At 64.7% G+C, this 15,804-nt stretch carries 20 protein-coding genes and 1 tRNA gene; 15 read left to right on the forward strand and 6 right to left on the reverse strand.

The window, feature by feature from the left end:
- Window positions 1-34 precede the first annotated feature (34 nt).
- Genes G4G27_RS05985 through G4G27_RS06005 form a run of 5 tightly spaced genes read left to right on the forward strand, consistent with a single transcriptional unit; the run spans window position 35 to window position 3,504 of the window.
- Window positions 35-604, forward strand: coding sequence for a CvpA family protein (locus G4G27_RS05985; protein ID WP_183112496.1), 570 nt, complete (start codon window positions 35-37; stop codon window positions 602-604).
- Window positions 601-1,038, forward strand: a complete 438-nt coding sequence (locus G4G27_RS05990) for an iron-sulfur cluster assembly scaffold protein (protein ID WP_183112497.1) — start codon at window positions 601-603, stop codon at window positions 1,036-1,038. Before G4G27_RS05985 ends, G4G27_RS05990 begins: the two co-directional genes overlap by 4 nt.
- Window positions 1,038-2,807, forward strand: coding sequence for a cation:proton antiporter (locus G4G27_RS05995; protein WP_183112498.1), 1,770 nt, complete (start codon window positions 1,038-1,040; stop codon window positions 2,805-2,807). The genes G4G27_RS05990 and G4G27_RS05995 overlap by 1 nt, the downstream gene beginning before the upstream one ends.
- Window positions 2,804-3,178, forward strand: a complete 375-nt coding sequence (locus tag G4G27_RS06000; protein WP_183112499.1) for a diacylglycerol kinase — start codon at window positions 2,804-2,806, stop codon at window positions 3,176-3,178. The genes G4G27_RS05995 and G4G27_RS06000 overlap by 4 nt, the downstream gene beginning before the upstream one ends.
- Window positions 3,175-3,504, forward strand: coding sequence for a DUF423 domain-containing protein (locus G4G27_RS06005; RefSeq protein ID WP_183112500.1), 330 nt, complete (start codon window positions 3,175-3,177; stop codon window positions 3,502-3,504). The genes G4G27_RS06000 and G4G27_RS06005 overlap by 4 nt, the downstream gene beginning before the upstream one ends.
- A gap of 44 nt (window positions 3,505-3,548) precedes the next feature.
- Here G4G27_RS06005 and aroB read toward each other — a convergent pair whose 3' ends face one another.
- Complete coding sequence (gene aroB / locus G4G27_RS06010; RefSeq protein WP_183112501.1) at window positions 3,549-4,649, reverse strand: 3-dehydroquinate synthase; 1,101 nt, start codon at window positions 4,647-4,649, stop codon at window positions 3,549-3,551.
- Window positions 4,646-5,185 carry a shikimate kinase gene (locus G4G27_RS06015; protein ID WP_183112502.1) on the reverse strand — a complete coding sequence of 180 codons (540 nt, stop codon included), beginning with the start codon at window positions 5,183-5,185 and terminating at the stop codon, window positions 4,646-4,648. Before G4G27_RS06015 ends, aroB begins: the two co-directional genes overlap by 4 nt.
- A gap of 85 nt (window positions 5,186-5,270) precedes the next feature.
- Here G4G27_RS06015 and G4G27_RS06020 point away from each other — a divergent pair, with 85 nt between their 5' ends.
- Genes G4G27_RS06020 through G4G27_RS06035 form a run of 4 tightly spaced genes read left to right on the forward strand, consistent with a single transcriptional unit; the run spans window position 5,271 to window position 9,126 of the window.
- Window positions 5,271-5,417, forward strand: a complete 147-nt coding sequence (locus G4G27_RS06020; protein WP_183112503.1) for a hypothetical protein — start codon at window positions 5,271-5,273, stop codon at window positions 5,415-5,417.
- The gene (locus G4G27_RS06025; protein ID WP_183112504.1) at window positions 5,398-7,212 is read left to right on the forward strand and encodes a hypothetical protein; all 1,815 of its coding nucleotides are present in this window, start codon (window positions 5,398-5,400) and stop codon (window positions 7,210-7,212) included. Before G4G27_RS06020 ends, G4G27_RS06025 begins: the two co-directional genes overlap by 20 nt.
- Before the next feature lie 56 nt (window positions 7,213-7,268).
- Window positions 7,269-8,165 carry a tyrosine-type recombinase/integrase gene (locus G4G27_RS06030; protein ID WP_244624681.1) on the forward strand — a complete coding sequence of 299 codons (897 nt, stop codon included), beginning with the start codon at window positions 7,269-7,271 and terminating at the stop codon, window positions 8,163-8,165.
- A 13-nt stretch (window positions 8,166-8,178) separates the two neighbouring features.
- On the forward strand, window positions 8,179-9,126 hold the full coding sequence (locus G4G27_RS06035; protein WP_183112506.1) for an acetyl-CoA carboxylase carboxyltransferase subunit alpha: 948 nt from the start codon (window positions 8,179-8,181) through the stop codon (window positions 9,124-9,126).
- A gap of 26 nt (window positions 9,127-9,152) precedes the next feature.
- On the opposite strand, the gene G4G27_RS06040 is transcribed toward G4G27_RS06035, so the two are convergent.
- The 3 genes from G4G27_RS06040 to G4G27_RS06050 form a co-directional block, all read right to left on the reverse strand.
- Entirely contained in the window at window positions 9,153-9,323 is a 171-nt protein-coding gene (locus tag G4G27_RS06040) for a Flp family type IVb pilin (RefSeq protein WP_183112507.1), read from the reverse strand.
- 73 nt (window positions 9,324-9,396) lie between these two features.
- Entirely contained in the window at window positions 9,397-9,564 is a 168-nt protein-coding gene (locus G4G27_RS06045) for a Flp family type IVb pilin (protein ID WP_183112508.1), read from the reverse strand.
- A gap of 134 nt (window positions 9,565-9,698) precedes the next feature.
- Entirely contained in the window at window positions 9,699-9,881 is a 183-nt protein-coding gene (locus G4G27_RS06050) for a Flp family type IVb pilin (protein WP_183112509.1), read from the reverse strand.
- A gap of 55 nt (window positions 9,882-9,936) precedes the next feature.
- Here G4G27_RS06050 and G4G27_RS06055 point away from each other — a divergent pair, with 55 nt between their 5' ends.
- From G4G27_RS06055 to G4G27_RS06065, 3 genes are all read left to right on the forward strand, one after another.
- Complete coding sequence (locus tag G4G27_RS06055) at window positions 9,937-10,365, forward strand: (deoxy)nucleoside triphosphate pyrophosphohydrolase (RefSeq protein ID WP_183112510.1); 429 nt, start codon at window positions 9,937-9,939, stop codon at window positions 10,363-10,365.
- Between the two features lie 63 nt (window positions 10,366-10,428).
- Entirely contained in the window at window positions 10,429-11,580 is a 1,152-nt protein-coding gene (locus G4G27_RS06060) for a sterol desaturase family protein (RefSeq protein ID WP_183112511.1), read from the forward strand.
- 142 nt (window positions 11,581-11,722) lie between these two features.
- Complete coding sequence (locus G4G27_RS06065; protein WP_183112512.1) at window positions 11,723-12,679, forward strand: alpha/beta hydrolase; 957 nt, start codon at window positions 11,723-11,725, stop codon at window positions 12,677-12,679.
- 55 nt (window positions 12,680-12,734) lie between these two features.
- Here the strand turns inward: G4G27_RS06065 and G4G27_RS06070 are convergent.
- Window positions 12,735-12,808 (reverse strand) — tRNA-Cys (locus G4G27_RS06070).
- Between the two features lie 187 nt (window positions 12,809-12,995).
- Between G4G27_RS06070 and G4G27_RS06075 the strand changes: the two genes are divergently transcribed.
- The 3 genes from G4G27_RS06075 to G4G27_RS06085 are packed head-to-tail and all read left to right on the forward strand — an operon-like array spanning window position 12,996 to window position 15,743.
- Entirely contained in the window at window positions 12,996-13,676 is a 681-nt protein-coding gene (locus G4G27_RS06075; protein WP_183112513.1) for an rRNA adenine N-6-methyltransferase family protein, read from the forward strand.
- 15 nt (window positions 13,677-13,691) lie between these two features.
- Window positions 13,692-15,206: a TolC family outer membrane protein gene (locus tag G4G27_RS06080; protein ID WP_183112514.1), complete on the forward strand. Its 1,515-nt coding sequence runs from the start codon at window positions 13,692-13,694 to the stop codon at window positions 15,204-15,206.
- A 42-nt stretch (window positions 15,207-15,248) separates the two neighbouring features.
- Window positions 15,249-15,743 carry a DUF2497 domain-containing protein gene (locus G4G27_RS06085; protein WP_183112515.1) on the forward strand — a complete coding sequence of 165 codons (495 nt, stop codon included), beginning with the start codon at window positions 15,249-15,251 and terminating at the stop codon, window positions 15,741-15,743.
- Window positions 15,744-15,804: the final 61 nt, after the last annotated feature.

Genomic DNA, 15,804 nt, shown 5'->3' on the forward strand with positions numbered 1-15,804 from the left:
GTTGGGTCCGGCACCAAGGGGCATAAGATACGCGATGGGACTGACTGCACTCGACATCCTCGTCCTGATCGCCGTGCTCGGTTCGGCCGGGCTCGGGCTGATGCGTGGTTTCGTGACCGAGATATTATCGCTGTTCGCCTGGGTCGCGATCATCTTCGCGCTGAAGATGCTGCATTCGCCGGTCGCGTCGATGCTGACCGGGATCGTCGGCACCGTGTCGGGCGCCGCGGTGCTCGCCTTCGCGGTCATCACCGGGGTGACCTATTTCGCCGGACGGATGGTGGCCAGTTCGCTCGGCAACCGCACGCGGACATCGGTGCTCGGACCGGTCGATCGTGCGCTCGGCTTCGGTTTCGGGGCGATCAAGGGCCTGATCCTGGCGAGCCTCGTCTTTCTGCTCGTCGTTCTGGTCACCGATACGATGAGCGGCGGCCCGTCCAGCCGGCCATCATGGCTGACCGATTCGCGCACCTACCCGTTGCTCAATACGACCAGCTCGAGCATCGCCGATTTCGTCGACCGGCGGCGCAAGGGGCAGCCGGTGTTCGGCGTGGGCGATAACGGGACCGCCGCGAATAATGTGACCGGAGATACACGGCCATGAACGCGCCGCTCTACAATACAGATATCCTCCGCCTTGCCGCGACGATCCCTTACCAGGACCGGCTCACCGATCCGATGGGGTCGTCGGAAAAGCGTTCGCCGGTGTGCGGCAGCCGGGTGACGGTCGATATCAATCTCGATGCTGATGGACGCGTCGGGGAAGTCGGCATGCTGGTCCGCGCCTGTGCGCTGGGGCAGGCATCTTCGTCGCTTTTGGCCGCGGATGTGATCGGCAAGACGCCGCAGCAACTGGCCGAGGCGCGCGACGCGTTGACCGCATGGCTGGCGGGCGAGGGGCCGTTACCGGGCTGGACCGGCTTCGACCTGTTCGTGCCCGCCTTGCCGCACAGCGCGCGTCACGCGTCGATTCGCCTTGCGTTCGAGGCCGCCGCCGACGCCGCGGCGCAGGCCGCAACAGCAAATCCGGCACACTGATGGCGCACGCAACCACTTCACTGCTGCGCGATGGCGTGGTCATGCTCGGCTTCGGCCTGGTCTTCGTGCTGATCTTCCGCCGGCTCGGCCTGGGGGCGACGCTGGGGTATCTCGTCGCCGGCGCAGTAGTCGGCCCGCAACTGCTCGGGCTGGTCGGCGGTGCCGAAACGAAGCTCGGCATCGCTGAGCTTGGCATCACCCTCCTGCTGTTCATCGTCGGGCTCGAACTCAATCCGACCCGCCTGTGGAAGATGAAACAGGAGATATTCGGCCTCGGCGCATTGCAGGTCGTGCTGTGCGGGATCGCCATTTCGGCGGTGGTGTGGATCGCAACGCGATCCTCGCTCGCCGCGGTGCTGGCGCTCGGACTTCCGCTGGCCCTGTCGTCGACGGCGCAGGTGCTGCCGATGCTGCAATCGGCCGGGCGCATGCGCGAGCCGTTCGGCGAGCGGGCCTTTTCCATTCTGCTGTTCCAGGATCTGTCGATCGTCCCGCTGATCACGATCGTCGCGGTCATGTCGCGCAACCCGGCCGATGCCAATGGCCCGCCGGGCTGGTTGATGTTCATCTACACGCTGATTGCGATCGTCGGGCTGATCCTCGCCGGTCGTTTCCTGCTGCGGCCGTTATTCCGCATCATCGGCAATATGGGCGAGCGCGAGATGTTCGTCTTTGCCGGCCTGTTCACGGTGATCGCCAGTGCGGCGGTGATGGAATCGCTTGGCCTGTCGACCGCACTTGGCGCGTTCGTTGCCGGCGTGATGCTCGCGGATTCGCCTTATCGCCATGAACTTGAGGCCGATGTCGAACCGTTCCGCTCGATCCTGCTCGGCCTGTTCTTCCTCACCATCGGCATGTTGCTCGATCTGCACGCGATCGCCGAACGGCCCTTGTTCGTCGCTGCCATGGCGCTCGCGCTGATCGCGACCAAGGCGACGATCATCATGGGCATCGGGCTTGCGTTCAAGATGCGCTGGCGCGAGGCGCTCGCGCTCGGCCTGTTGCTCAGCCAGGGCGGCGAATTCGGATTCGTGCTGTTCGCGCAGGCGCAGAACGCCATGCTGATCGCCCCCGAAGCGGCGAGCCTGTTCGGCGCGATCATCACCCTGTCGATGGCGAGTACGCCGTTCCTGATGACCATCACGCAGCGCATTCGCACGGAGCCGACCAGCACGGAAAAGCGTGAGGGGCCGACCTCGGACGGGGCCAATGCGCTGATCGTCGGTTATGGGCGGTTCGGCCAGACCGTCGGCCAGATGCTCGTCGCGCAGGGCATTCCCGTCACGCTGATCGACAGCGATATCGAAATGATCGACGTTGCGGCGAACTTCGGCGCCAAGGTCTATTATGGCGACGGCACGCGGATGGACTTGTTGCGTCAGGCCGGCGCGGCCGAAGCGGAGCTGATCATGTTCTGCATCGACGATGACCAGATCAGCCCCGAACTGGTCGAGGCGGTGCACGAAGCGTTCCCCAAGGCAGAGATTTTCGTGCGTGCCTATGATCGCCGCGCGCTGCTCAAGCTCAAGGACGCGCCGACCTCCGGCGTGGTGCGCGAAGTGATGGAATCGGCGGTCAAGATGGCTCGGTTGGCGTTGCGCAGCCTCGACATTGGCGAGGAGGAGATCATGCGCACCGAGGAGCATTATCGTGCACGCGACAAGGAACGGCTCAAGGCGCAATATGAAAGCGGCGATCTTCGCGCCGCGCGCGACCGCATCATCACTCAGGATGCCCGGCCGGGGGTGACCGAGACCGGCGCGACGTGAAAAACCGGTCGCTCGGCGAGCGGATCGGCTTTGCGCTCGCCGGGTGGCGCGCGGCATGGCGACGCGAGCGAAGTTTCCGGACTCAGGCGATTGCGGCGCTTCTGGCGCTGGTCGCGCTTCTCATACTGTGGCCCGCGCCGATCTGGTGGGCGATCGTCGCGCTGACTTGTGCGCTGGTCTTGGCGCTCGAATTGATCAACTCGGCGCTCGAGGCGGTGATCGACATGATTCACCCGGGCCTTCATCCCGAGATCAAGGCGGCCAAGGATATGCTGGCTGGCGCCGTGCTGGCGATCAGCGTCGCGGCCTTGGTCGTTGCTGCGGCGATGATCATTCAGCGAGCACCGGAGTTGTTGGAAGGACTGATATGAACTGGATCATGATCTTCGCCGCGCTGTCGGGCGCGCTGGCGGTCGCGGCCGGCGCTTTCGGGGCGCATGGCGCGACCGGGCCTGCAGTCGAGTGGCTCAAGACCGGGGGGCAATATCAGCTGATCCATGCCGTCGCCGCGCTGGTTGCGCTACGGTTCGAGGCAAAGGGACCGGCGGTGATGTTCCTGGCGGGTGGAGCGATCTTTGCCGGATCGCTGTATTTGATGGCGCTGGGTTTGCCTAGATGGCTCGGCGCGGTCACGCCGGTCGGCGGGACGATGCTGATTGTCGGCTGGTTATGGCTGGCCTGGAGCGGTCGGGCTTAGCTCGTACCGCCCAACCGGAAAGGTGGTTCTGAACGCGCGCGCGATCAGCGCGGCTGAGCATCGAGAAACACGCTGACCGCGGCCAGATCCACGGACTTATCCAGATAAGTCTGCCCGATTCCGCGCGCGAGCAGGAAGGGCAGCGTGCCTGCCGCCATCTTCTTGTCGTGCATCATATGCCCGACCAATGTCGCGCCATCGGCCTTCAGCCCCGTGGCGGCGATCCCATCGGGCAATCCGATCGCGCCGAGGTGCGCCGTGACACGATTCGCATCCTGACCGGGGCAAATCCCGCGATCGGCGGAATAACCGAACGCGAGCGCCATGCCCGCCGCCACGCCTTCGCCATGGAGCAGCCGGTCGGAAAATCCCGCCTCGGCCTCAAGCGCATGGCCGAACGTATGGCCGAGATTGAGCAGCGCCCGTTTGCCGGTCGTCTCATATTCGTCCTCGGCGACGATTCGCGCCTTGGCGGCGATGCTATGGGCGATCGCATAAGCGCGCGCGTCGGAATCGCCGGCGAGCAAGGCCGCAGCATTGATCTCGCACCATTCGAAGAAGTCGAAATCGTCGATCAGCCCATATTTGACCACTTCGGCATAACCTGCGCGCACCTGGCGCAGCGGCAGCGTGTCGAGCGTGGTCGGGTCGACCAGCACCAGCGCCGGCTGATGAAAGGCGCCGATCAGATTCTTGCCGACGCGCGAATTGATGGCGGTCTTGCCGCCGACCGACGAATCGACCTGTGCGAGCAGGGTCGTGGGGATCTGCACGAAACCGCAGCCGCGTTTCAGGATGCTGCACGCGAAGCCGACCAGATCGCCGATCACTCCGCCACCCAGCGCAACGACGTGATCGCCGCGCTCCACACCGAGATCGAGCAGGCGGTCGGTCAGCATTTCCAGCATCGCCCAGCTCTTGCTGCCTTCGCCGGGGGGCAGGATGATCGCCTCGCTCGCAACGCCCGCCGCGCTCAACGACGCCTGTAGCGTGGTGAGATGCGGCCGAACATTCTCGTCGGTGACGATCGCCATGGTTCGTCCGCGCGCGAGCGGCGCAAGATGCTCGCCGGCCTTCGCCAGCAAGCCGTTCTCGACGATCACGGGATAGCTGCGCGCGCCGAGTTCGACAGTGATGATGGTCATGGACGGAGCGCTTTCAGGATCGCATTGACGGTGACTTCATGGGGTGCGTGATGGCTCTGCACGCGGATTTGCGCCATCGCGTAGAACGGGTTGCGCACCTTGGCGAGGTCGGTCAGCACCTGATGCGGATCGCGTCCGCGAAGCAGCGGCCGGGTGTCGCGGCGCCCCACCCGATCGGCCAGCACATCGGCATTGGCATCGAGCCAGATCGCGATCGCCTGGTCGAGGATCAGCGCGCGCGTATCCTCGTTGATGAAGGCACCGCCGCCGGTCGCGATGACCTTTGGCATGCCGTCGATCAGCCGCGCGATCACGCGCCGTTCACCGTCGCGGAAATGCGCTTCACCGAATTTTTCAAAGATATCGGCGACCGACATGCCCGCCGCGGTTTCGATCTCGGTATCGGCATCGACGAAGGGCAGGTGCATGCGCGCGGCGAGCCGCCGGCCCACGGTCGATTTGCCGGCGCCCATCAGGCCGACGAGAACGATAGGCTGGCCGGTCCAGCGAGTATGGGGCGTCTGGCTTTGCAACATTGCGCCGGGGCTATACAGCGGCCCCGCGTCTGCGGCAAAAGGTCGCTCGCGCTGTATCGTTTTTCGTTTTCACAGGGTTTTTTTCATGTCCCGCATGATGGTTGCGCTTATCGTCGTCCTGGTCGTCCTGGTCGTGCTGGTCGGCGGACTATTCCTGCTCGCCGGTAGCGCCCGTGAAAAGGCGCCAGTCCGCGTCGAGAAGGTGGTTCCGCTTGCGAATCTCTCGAACTAACGCGTCGCTCGGCGCGCTTGCGATAGCGTTGCTCGGCGCGGGGATTCCCGCGCTGGGTCAGGACAAGCCCGAATCGCTGTTGCCGCCCGGCTTCGACGAGCCGGTCGTCGCGCCCGCGCCGACACCACCCGTTCGCCCGCGCCCCGCGGCGACCGCGCTGCCGCGTCCCGGCGCCACGGCGACACCGGCTCTGCCGGCTGGCGCCGTGCCCGTTCCGTTGCCCATACCCACATCGACCCCGACGCCAGTCGATCCGACCCTGCCGCAGGTGACGACATCGGTGCGTTACGAGATGCCGGACTATGCGCGGCGCTCGCTCGCGCGTGTCGGCGCGGCGGGTCCGGCGGAGGGCGCGCTGGCGCCGACCGCGTTCCATGGCGCGGACGGCATCTATCTCGAAACATTGATGCACCGGCTCAACGCGCCGATCGCGTCGCGCTGGCTGTCGATCGGCCTGCGCCGGGCGATCATGGCGCGAATCGACACGCCGGCACGGGTCAACGGCGCCGATTTCGCCGCCGAGCGCGCTTGGCTGCTGGTTCGCATGGGCGAATCGGTTGCCGCGCGCGCTGTCGTACAGGGCGTCGATTCGGACAATTACACGCCCAAACTCTATCAGGCGGCGATGCAGGCCGCGCTTGCGACTGGTGATCCCGGCGCATTGTGCTCGCTCGCCGATCAGGGCGCGAAGGTTGCCGGCGAACGCGCCTGGTTGCTGGCGCCCGGGATTTGCGCGGGGCTTGCCGGCTTGCCGGCCAAGGCAACACCGGCACTGAATGCAGCCGAGCGCGCTGGTGTGGCTCGGGGCATCGACATGCTGCTTGCCAAGAAGGTGGCCGGTACCGGATCGCGCGGCCGCCAGGCGGTCACGATCGAATGGGATAGCGTCACGCAATTGACCGCATTCCGCTATGGCATGGCGACCGCGACCGGCACCGAAATTCCCGATAATCTGCTCAAAACCGTCGCGCCGCGCGTGCAATCGTGGCGAGCGCAGTCGCCGTTCCTCGATACGCGCAGCCGGATCGCGCCGGCGGAATATGCCGCTGCGCGCGGTGTGTTGTCGAACGCGGCGCTGGTCGATCTTTACAGTGCGCTCGATGCTGAGGACGACCAGTCGTTGGCTGAAGTTGGCGTCGCTCGTGACCTGCGCACCGCCTATGCCGGGGCGACACGAGCCGAACGCATGACCGCGCTGCGCGGCTTGTGGGACGAACCGAAGACCGCCGACGGGCGCTTCGCCCGGTTGGTCCTGACCGCCCGAGCGGTCGCGCGCTTGCCGATCGACACGGTCGATGCGGATATCGACCGGATCGTCGCGTCGATGCTGACAGCGGGTCTCGACAGCTTTGCGCAACGCTGGAGCAGCCGCGCTGCGAAGGGAAGCGATGCCTGGGCGATGCTGGCATTGTCGGACGCCGATTCGCGCGGCCAGTATAGTTTGGGCGATGTCAGGGGTTATTCGGGCAAGGGCGACAGCAGCGACCTGAAACAACGCATGTTCTTCGCCGGTATGGCCGGACTGGGCAGGATTCCCGCCGGCGATATCGAAAGTGGCGCAAGCTCGCTCGACGTGCCGATCGGTGTGCAGAATGGCTGGACCCGGGCGATCGACCGCGCCGCGCGGCAGAATCAGCCCGGCCTGGTGCTGCTGCTCGCCGCGATCGGGATGCAGACCAGCGACTGGCACGGCGTTCCACCGGAGGTGCTATACCGCACGGTGGCGTCGCTACGCGCGGTCGGGCTGACGGGTGAAGCGCGGATGATCGCCGCCGAGGCGATCGCGCGACTTTGACCGGTCTCGCGAATCGCTCTGTGCCGGATCGCGATCTGGTCGAGCGGTTCCTGGAGATGATGGCGGCGGAGGCGGGCGCGGCAAAGAACACGATTGCGGCCTATCGCAGCGACCTGATGCTCGCGTCGGACCATCTCGACCATCGGCTGGCGGGGGCGTCGACCGCCGACCTGACCCGGCTGGGCGAGCATTGGCTGACTCTGTCGCGCTCCAGTGTGGCGCGTAAATCGGCGGCGCTGCGCCGTTTTTATGCCTTTCTCGCCGATGAAGGGCACCGGAGCGACGATCCCGGTGCGGCGCTGCCGCGGCCCGGGGCGCAACGCGCTTTGCCAAAAACATTGGATCATGGCGATGTCGACCGGCTGTTCGCCGCGATCGCCGCACGGATCGTGCGCGATCCGCCCGACCCCAACGACCTGCGCCTGCTCGCATTGGTCGAATTGCTCTACGGGTCGGGCCTGCGCGCGACCGAATTGGTATCGCTGCCGCGCAACGCGATCGCGCCCGACCGGCCCTATCTCATCCTGCGCGGCAAGGGCGGGCGCGAACGGCTCGTGCCGATCTCCGATCGCGCGCGCGCGGCGGTGGCGGCCTGGCGCGATCATGTTGCCGCCGACCGGCTCTGGCTGTTCCCCTCGGGCAAGACCTATTTGTCGCGCGTGCGCCTGTATCAGTTGTTGAAGGCGCTGGCGGCGGACGCGGGCATTCCGCCCGAGCGGGTCAGCCCGCACGTTTTGCGTCATGCCTTCGCGACTCACTTGCTGGAAGGCGGCGCGGATTTGCGCGCGCTACAGTCGATGCTCGGTCATGCCGATATCGCGACGACCGAGATCTACACCCATATCGACAGTGCCCGGCTGGTCGAACTGGTCAACGCGCGCCATCCGCTCGCCGACGCACAGCGCCGGGCCGGCGCGAAGCCGCGCGTTGACGTGAAGGGGCAGGGGGCTTAACCGACGCGGCCTGATGGCAAGCTTCCTCGATTTCGAACGACCGATCGCCGACCTGCAGGGGCGAATCGACGAATTGCGCGAAACCGCCGCCGACGGCACGGTCGATATCGACGCCGAGGTCGCGCGACTTCAGGTGAAATCCGACAAGGCGTTGCGCGACACCTATGCGCGATTGACGCCCTGGCAGAAGACGCAGGTCGCCCGGCACGGTGAACGCCCGCATTTCCTGACCTATGTGGCGGGTCTGTTCGATGGTTTCATGCCGCTCGCCGGCGATCGCGCCTTTGGCGACGATCAGGCGATCCTCGGCGGTTTTGCACGTTTTCGTGGCCAGCGCGTGATGGTCATTGGCCATGAAAAGGGCGACGATACCGCCAGTCGCCTTCGCCATAATTTCGGGATGGGCAAGCCGGAGGGCTATCGCAAGGCGATCCGCCTGATGCAGCTCGCCGATCGCTTCGGGCTCCCGGTGGTGACGTTGGTCGATACGTCCGGCGCTTTTCCCGGCGTGCAGGCCGAGGAACGCGGCCAGGCCGAGGCGATCGCTCGATCGACCGAGCAATGCCTTGCGCTTGGTGTGCCGATGGTCGCGGCGATCGTCGGTGAAGGTGGCTCGGGCGGCGCGATCGCGCTGGCGGCGGGCAATCGCGTGCTGATGTTCGAACATGCCGTCTATGCGGTGATTTCGCCCGAGGGTTGCGCATCGATCCTGTGGCGCACCGCGGACAAGGCGGCCGACGCGGCCGAGGCGATGAAAGTTACGGCGCAGGACCTGAAGGGGCTCGGGGTAATCGACACGATCGTTCCCGAGCCGCTGGGTGGCGCGCATCGCGATCCGGCTCAGGCGATCGCATCGCTAGGTGAGGCGATTGGTATAGCGCTGGGCGAGTTGACCGGGCAGGATGCCAAGCAGCTTCGTCAGGCGAGGCGCGAGAAGTTCCTGGCAATGGGTCGACTCTGACTTGAATCGGCCCTTGGCCGGAATTGTCAGGTCGCTTTCATGTTCGACGAGACGTTGGTGAAGGTCGTCTTCAGCTTGTTGCCAAGACCTTGCATCGCGGCGATCGCGGCTACGGCAATTAAAGCCGCAATCAATCCATATTCGATCGCAGTCGCGCCACGCGTATCGCGCAACGCAGTTAACAGAGATTTAAGCATACAAAGGTCCCCGTATCAAAAAAGGCGGCGAAACCGAAGTCTCGCCGCCCCTGTTTGTGTAAGCCTTTAAAGCTTACGTAGCCTTCATGTTCGACGACACGTTGGTGAACGTGGTCTTCAGCTGGTTGCCCAGGCCCTGCATTGCTGCAATGGCGGCGACGGCGATCAGTGCAGCAATCAGGCCGTACTCGATGGCGGTTGCACCCTTGGTATTCTTGAAGAATTTGCGAATCTTCTGCATTTCCGGTCTCCAATTGTCAGACTTCAGTACCCGGCTGAACCGGAGAACCGGACCAGCAACACCTGTGTAGGTGCGCTAGGTTGATGAAAGTTTAAGCCGGGACGAAAAAAGTGATGGAACCATTTGGCGAGCGGCTATTGGCCGGAGCGAGCGCGTTCCATTTTGGTGTTCACATTGCCCCACATGGAGGTCGTCGTGTTCGCGACCTCGACAAAAGCGGCGATCATGGTGATGACGACAAGCGCCGCGATCAGGCCGTATTCGATGGCGGTGCCACCCTTACGATCACGCGCCAGTCTTTTAATCACGGTGATCATGTGGGTTCGCCCGGGTCCCAATTGGACGTTCGATCTAACCCAGGAGAGTTAATCAATGGCGAACGTTCGGAGTGACCAGGCGGAAATGGTCCTATTTCCCGTGGTGGCTGCCGCCCTGATCGACCGCAGAGGGCGGGTGCTGGTTCAGCAGCGCCCGCCGGGCAAGATGATGGCAGGTCTGTGGGAGTTCCCCGGCGGCAAGCTCGAGCGTGGTGAAACGCCAGAGGCGGCGTTGATTCGTGAGCTTGATGAGGAGCTTGGCATCACGGTCAGCGCCGCTGCGCTCTCCCCGGCGGCGTTCGCGAGCGAACCGCTCGGCGGCCGGCACTTGCTGTTGTTGCTCTATATTTGTCGCGACTGGGCAGGAGAGGCGCAGGCGCTCGATGCCGTGGCGCTCGACTGGGTCGATATTGCCGGCTTGCGCGCCCTGGCGATGCCGCCCGCCGATCGGCCGCTGATCGATCTGCTCGAGGCGCTCCTCTGACATGGTGGCTTTTTGCACCGTCCGATGGGATATGATCCGGGGGCATTGCAGGGAAGAGCGCGGATGAAACGGGGACTGGTCGGCAATTTGCTGCGCGATCTCGAGGCGCCGATCGAGGCGAGGGGGTTCGGGACCGGCTGGTTTGCGGGTTTCTTCTCGCTGGTTTTCGCGGTCGCCGGGCTTTGTTTCGTCGCGGCGCTGCGCTGGCCGGAATGGTTCGCGATGCCGCAACTCGAACTGGTTCGCGGCCAGGCCGGCTTTCGCGCCTTCGTCCACATCACCCTGCTTGCGGCTTATGGTCTGGCATTGCTCAGCCTGTTGTTGCGGCCGCGCAAGGCGCTCGGGGCGACCGCGCTGATCGTCGCGCTGCTTGCGACGCTGCTGGGCGGCGCGGCGGTGCAGCCATCGGAGACGCATGACTGGGGCATCTTTTTCGGAATCGATTTCTTCGCGCTGAACATGATCGCGACGGGCCTGATGTTCGCGCCGATCGAGCGCATCCTGCCGCATCGGCGTGACCAACGATTGTTCCGTACCGAATGGCGCGAGGATCTGTTCTATTATCTGGTCAGCTCGATGATGGTGCAGCTGATCACTTTCCTCGCGCTGGCGCCATCGACCTTCATCATGGCGTCGACCAGCAACTTCGGTCAGTTTCGCGCCTGGGTCGGGGCGCTGCCTTGGCTGGTCCAGTTCGCCGCGGCGATGCTGTTGACCGATCTGGTGCAATATTGGTTCCATCGCGCCTTTCACCGCTGGCCCTTTCTCTGGGGTTTTCATGCAGTTCATCATTCGGCCAAATCGATGGACTGGCTCGCCGGATCGCGCATGCATTTCGTCGAGATCATCCTGTTGCGCGGGGTGACGTCGCTGCCTTTGCTGACCTTCGGTTTCGCGCCGTCGGTGATGCAGGCCTATATCGCGATGGTCTATATCTATGCATCGCTGGTCCACGCCAATCTGCGCGGCGATTTCGACCGGCTGGGGCGGTTTCTCGTCACGCCACGCTTCCACCATTGGCATCATGGGATCGAGGACGTCGCGATCGACAAGAATTTCGCGATCCACTTCCCCTGGCTCGACCGCCTGTTCGGCACGCATCATTTTCCGAAAGGGGAATGGCCGAGCGGCTATGGCGTGGTGGAGGACGTGCCGCGCGGTTATCGCGCGCAGTTCGCTTACCCGTTCCGCAACCTGTTCAGCCGGAAATCCTAGCTGTTGCCTTGAGCGACATGAGGAATCGACGAATCTCGCCCTGCCGGTAGTGGTTTATCCGATGCTTCGGCCCGTACCGAAACAAGCCGTCGCGGCGGTCGCTAGACCGCACCCGTTGCCACCAACAACGGAGAGAAACAGCGTGTCGAGATCACTCATTGGCGGCGTCTTGGCCGTAACCCTGCTCGCGAGCGCCAATCCGGCCGGTGCCGAAAATGTGGCATCGCTCGAAGGTCGCACCGGCGAACCGACGCTCCTGGTCAGGCACGAGCCGGGGCCGGGACCAAGCGTGCTTTACGTGCACGGTGCGACCTTTCCGTCCGGGCTCTCGGTCGCTTATCGCATCGATGGCCGCTCCTGGATGGACGATCTGCGTGCGCGCGGTTTCGATGTCTGGGCGTTCGACTTTGCCGGTTTCGGCGGATCGGACAGACGATCGGGCGTGAAACAGCAGGATGCGGCGAGGCAGATCGAGCGCGTGGCCAAGCATGTGTTGAAGGTATCGGGACGCCAGCGACTCTCGATCCTCGCGCACTCCTGGGGGACGATACCGGCCGGTGTTTTTGCCTCCCGGCGGCCCGATCTGGTCGAGCGTCTGGTCTTGTTCGGCCCGGTGGGGCGCCGCAACGGGCCGGCACAGCAAGAGTCGGCCGCAAATCTCGTCCCGGTCAGCATCGAAGACCAGTGGAACAGCTTCCAGTCGGGCCTGCCGGCCGGCCAGGCATCGCTGATCGCGCGTCCATTGTTCGAGATATGGGCGCGAGCCTATCTTGCCTCCGATCCGGAAAGCGGCGCGCGGACGCCGCCAGTAGTGATCGTTCCGGCCGGACCGCAACGCGATATCGCCGCCGCCTGGTCTGGTCATTTCCCTTATGATCCGGCGGGCGTCCGCGCGCCGACATTGTTGGTGCATGGCGAATGGGACGCGATCACCCGCCCGGCGGATGCGGCGTGGCTTGGCGAGGCGCTGATTGGCGTGCCCGGCGGTGCGCGCGATGTAACGCTGCCGCGCGGCGGGCATCGCATGCATCTGGAAGAAAACCGGCAATCGCTGTTCGATACGGTCAGCGCATTTCTGCTGGAGTCTGCAAAGCGCTGATCGGCAAAGCGCGGACCCTTCACCTGTTCTAAGGACCGGTCGTGAAGATCGTCGCTGGAGGCCCGACCGGGAATCGAACCCGGGTGCGAGGATTTGCAGTCCTCTACGTCACCACTCCGCCATCGGGCCCCGATGCGAGGGGCGCGAAATGCACAGGGGGTGGGGCGCCTGTCAACCGCCCCTGTGCATAAGGTGCACGAAATTCACCTCATTCGGCTGCAACGCTCGCTTGGCGTGAGCGCAGTCGCACGATACAAGCCGGCCTGGGAAACAAGTGTATTGCGCGACTAAAACAGTTGTGCGACAAGGTGGCACAATGAAACTGACGGCAATTAATCCAGACCGCTACGAAGTCATGCGCCATGCGATGGTGGCGAGCCAGCTGCGTACCAACGCGGTCAGCGACCCGCGCGTGGTTGCGGCGATGGCGCGTGTTCCGCGCGAAACCTTCCTGCCTGTCGAAGCTCAGGCGATCGCCTATCGCGACACCGCGTTGCCGCTGGGTGGTGGCCGCTTTCAAAACGTGCCGATCGCCACTGGCCGCCTGCTGACCGAGGCGTATCTGCTGCCCTCCGACAAGGTGTTGTTGATTGGCGCGGCCGGCGGCTACACCGCTGCGGTGCTGGCCGAATTGACCATGTCGGTGGTCGCGGTCGAAAGCGACGCCGCGCTTGCCGCATTGGCGCGCGAAGCACTGGCCGATCATGCCGCCGATCATGCCAGGGTGACGCTGATCGAAGGCGCGCTCGAGGCGGGCCATCCCGATGGCGCCCCCTATGACGTGCTGATGATCGACGGTTCGGTCGAACAGGTTCCCGATTCGCTGATCGCGCAGTTGCGCGATGGCGGACGAGTCGTCTCCGGCATCGCTGACCGGGGCATCACGCGCCTCGCCGCGGGCCGCAAGACCGAGGGCGGCTTCGCGCTGCTCGACTTCGCCGATATCGATTGTGTGCCGCTGCCCGGTTTCGCCCGGGCCAAGACCTTCACCTTCTGAAAGATGCCGCTGACCATGCGCCGGAATTATCTGTTTGTCGGAACCGCCCTGGCGCTGATCGCTACGCCCGCGGTGGCGGAAACGCTGCGTGAAGCGATGGTCAAGGCATATAACACCAACCCGAACCTGTCGGGCGAGCGCGCCAATGTCCGCGCGATCGACGAGAATGTGCCGATCGCGAAAGCCGCCGGGCGGCCCGGGCTGAACGCGACTGGCGGGTTCAGCCAGAATGTCATCAACGGTCCCGGCGCGACTAGCCTCAATTCTCCTGAGCGCAGTCTCAACGCCCAGACCCAGTTCACTGTGCCCTTGTATACCGGCGGTGCGGTGAAGAATTCGGTGCGCGGGGCGGAAACGCGTGTCGAGGCGGCACGGCTTGGCCTGCGCGGCACCGAATCCGAACTCTTCACCGCCGTTGTCGGCGCGTATATGGACGTCATCCGCGACGAGGCGATCGTCGGGCTCAACCAGCAGAATGTGAAGGTCCTCGACGTCAATCTGCAGGCGAGCCGTGATCGCTTCCAGGTCGGTGACCTAACGCGCACCGACGTCGCTCAGTCTGAGGCGCGTCTCGCGCTGGCACGGAGCCAGTTGCAGACTGCGGAAGCGCGCCTGATTTCGAGCCGTGAGAATTATGTCCGGCTGGTCGGCGACGTGCCCGGCTCGCTCGACACGCCGCCTGCCATTCCCGGGTCGCCGACCAGCGCCGACCAGGCGGTCGGCGTTGCGCTCGACAATAACCCCACGCTGCTCGCCGCGCAGAAATCGCGCGATGCGACCGAGTTCGACATCAAAACGGCCAGGGCCGGACGCCTGCCGCGTATCGGCGCCGTTGCGAACGGCAATTATTTCAACTATCTCGGCACGCTCGGCTCCGGCGTGAACATACCCGGTGGGGTCGGGTCGCAGAATGGTACATCGGCCACCGCCGGCTTGTCGTTGACTCTGCCGCTGTTCCAGGGCGGCCTTCCCGGCGCGCAAGTGCGTCAGGCGCAGGCGCGGCGCGGCCAGGCGATCGAGCAGGTCACCGAAACCGAGCGCGGCGTGATCGCCAACACGCGATCGGCTTATGCGGTGTGGAAGTCATCCGAAGAGGTGATCGCCTCGTCCGAAGTCGCGGTCAACGCCAACAAATTGTCGCTCGAAGGCGTTCGTGCCGAGAATAGCGTCGGCAACCGCACGATCCTCGACATCCTCAATGCCGAACAGGAATTGCTCAACTCGCAGGTGACATTGGTGACCGCGCGCCGCGACGCTTATGTCGCGCGCTTCGCGCTGCAGGCGGCGATGGGCCGTGCCGAGGCACGCGACCTGGGCCTTGACGGCGGTGCGCTTTACGATCCGGTGACCAATTACGACCGTGTAAGCGGCAAATGGAACGACTGGAGCGGCGATCCGGCGCCGCAGCCGATCGCCACGACTACCCGTCAGACCCCGGCGCAAGGCTCGGAAGTCACCCGCCCGCTCGACCCGATCCTCGACGCACCGGTTGACAGGGGCGTCGAAAATCCCGCAGGTGAGCCGAAGTAGGGTCGCTCTGGGCGCGGCCGCTCGGGTTTTTAAGGGTTGCCGATGGGTGATGTCAGCGCCGAGCCGTCGATGGAGGACATCCTCTCGTCGATCAAACGCATTATCGCCGAAGAGGGCGATGCGGCCGTGTCCGCGCGTGGCGCGCGCAAGCCGGTTCGACCTGCCGCGCCGGCACCGCGCGCCGATATCGACGATTTCGGCTATGACGAGATTCTCGAATTGAGCGACCCGGTGCGTGCGGCGGAACATGCCGCGACGGAGGCGCCCGCCGCGGAATCCCAGGTTCAGCAGCAACCGCAACCGGTCGCAAACGAATCGATTCTCTCGGCCCATGCCACACAGGCCAGCCGTGGTCCGCTCGAGGCGCTGTCACGCATGGTGGTGAAGCCCGAAGTGACCGGTTCCGACACGCTCGAAGGCATGGTGCGCGAGATGATCCGCCCGATGCTGCGCGACTGGCTCGACTCGCATTTGCCGGCGATGGTCGAGACGATGGTCGCACGGGAGATCGCGCGGATTACGGGACAATCGCGCTAAGCGATCGATACGAACATTTCGGCGGTAGGGACGTTGCTCACGCGGCGCGATCTGCTCTATC

The sequence above is a fragment of the Sphingomonas sp. So64.6b genome, assembly GCF_014171475.1.
GTDB classification, from domain to species: domain Bacteria; phylum Pseudomonadota; class Alphaproteobacteria; order Sphingomonadales; family Sphingomonadaceae; genus Sphingomonas; species Sphingomonas alpina_A.

Excerpts from the sequence above, each read along its gene's own strand:
- G4G27_RS05985 (WP_183112496.1), top strand. The coding sequence starts at position 35 with ATGGGACTGACTGCACTCGACATCCTCGTCCTGATCGCCGTGCTCGGT.
- G4G27_RS05990 (WP_183112497.1), top strand. The coding sequence starts at position 601 with ATGAACGCGCCGCTCTACAATACAGATATCCTCCGCCTTGCCGCGACG.
- G4G27_RS05995 (WP_183112498.1), top strand. The coding sequence starts at position 1,038 with ATGGCGCACGCAACCACTTCACTGCTGCGCGATGGCGTGGTCATGCTC.
- G4G27_RS06005 (WP_183112500.1), top strand. The coding sequence starts at position 3,175 with ATGAACTGGATCATGATCTTCGCCGCGCTGTCGGGCGCGCTGGCGGTC.
- aroB (WP_183112501.1), bottom strand. The coding sequence starts at position 4,649 with ATGACCATCATCACTGTCGAACTCGGCGCGCGCAGCTATCCCGTGATC.
- G4G27_RS06015 (WP_183112502.1), bottom strand. The coding sequence starts at position 5,185 with ATGTTGCAAAGCCAGACGCCCCATACTCGCTGGACCGGCCAGCCTATC.
- G4G27_RS06020 (WP_183112503.1), top strand. The coding sequence starts at position 5,271 with ATGTCCCGCATGATGGTTGCGCTTATCGTCGTCCTGGTCGTCCTGGTC.
- G4G27_RS06030 (WP_244624681.1), top strand. The coding sequence starts at position 7,269 with ATGATGGCGGCGGAGGCGGGCGCGGCAAAGAACACGATTGCGGCCTAT.
- G4G27_RS06035 (WP_183112506.1), top strand. The coding sequence starts at position 8,179 with ATGGCAAGCTTCCTCGATTTCGAACGACCGATCGCCGACCTGCAGGGG.
- G4G27_RS06040 (WP_183112507.1), bottom strand. The coding sequence starts at position 9,323 with ATGCTTAAATCTCTGTTAACTGCGTTGCGCGATACGCGTGGCGCGACT.
- G4G27_RS06045 (WP_183112508.1), bottom strand. The coding sequence starts at position 9,564 with ATGCAGAAGATTCGCAAATTCTTCAAGAATACCAAGGGTGCAACCGCC.
- G4G27_RS06050 (WP_183112509.1), bottom strand. The coding sequence starts at position 9,881 with ATGATCACCGTGATTAAAAGACTGGCGCGTGATCGTAAGGGTGGCACC.
- G4G27_RS06055 (WP_183112510.1), top strand. The coding sequence starts at position 9,937 with ATGGCGAACGTTCGGAGTGACCAGGCGGAAATGGTCCTATTTCCCGTG.
- G4G27_RS06060 (WP_183112511.1), top strand. The coding sequence starts at position 10,429 with ATGAAACGGGGACTGGTCGGCAATTTGCTGCGCGATCTCGAGGCGCCG.
- G4G27_RS06075 (WP_183112513.1), top strand. The coding sequence starts at position 12,996 with ATGAAACTGACGGCAATTAATCCAGACCGCTACGAAGTCATGCGCCAT.
- G4G27_RS06080 (WP_183112514.1), top strand. The coding sequence starts at position 13,692 with ATGCGCCGGAATTATCTGTTTGTCGGAACCGCCCTGGCGCTGATCGCT.
- G4G27_RS06085 (WP_183112515.1), top strand. The coding sequence starts at position 15,249 with ATGGGTGATGTCAGCGCCGAGCCGTCGATGGAGGACATCCTCTCGTCG.